This window comes from Vibrio sp. 2130-1, assembly GCF_033339515.1.
The window spans coordinates 1-502 of sequence record NZ_JAWOUT010000788.1 but is presented as its reverse complement, the minus strand read 5'-3'; the positions used below and the strand labels follow the sequence as shown (position 1 = coordinate 502).

The following is a 502-nucleotide window of genomic DNA, read 5'->3' as shown; positions in this document are numbered from 1 at the left end:
GAGTCACCTTTAGTAGTTATGACTCGCAAACCTTATCTGGTCGTATTAGACAAACGGTAACAGGGCCAGATGGTGTGCTTTGGTTTGCCGATGACCGCAAGCTGTATCGTTCTGGCGCGGAAGGGATTGTAAAAGTCTTAGAATTAGATTCTCAGATTAACGAATTTGCGTTCCAACGAGGCATGTTATGGCTTGCCACTTCAAAAGGCTTGGAGATATTCCAATTGGAAGGGCTGAAAAAGGTCAGCTTCCCTTATTTACAAGTGATGGCTGGGCATGCTGTTGAGCATATTGCTCTAGACGACACAAACCGTTTGTGGGTATCCAGCGGTTACCAACTTTACAACGTTGATATCGACAAGCAATCCGTCAGAAACTTTGGTAGCGAATGGATCGTGAGTCAGTACTTACCAGCCAAAGTGACGCGCTTAAATGATACCGAAGATAAACTTTTTATTGGTACGAACCATGGTATTTATGAATATGATGATGAACGTATTCG

The 502-nt window shown here is 43.4% G+C and carries 1 pseudogene; it reads left to right on the top strand.

Features of this window, described 5'->3' with window-relative positions:
• Nucleotides 1-502: pseudogene (locus R7Q09_RS28715) on the top strand (AraC family transcriptional regulator); the annotation flags it as partial.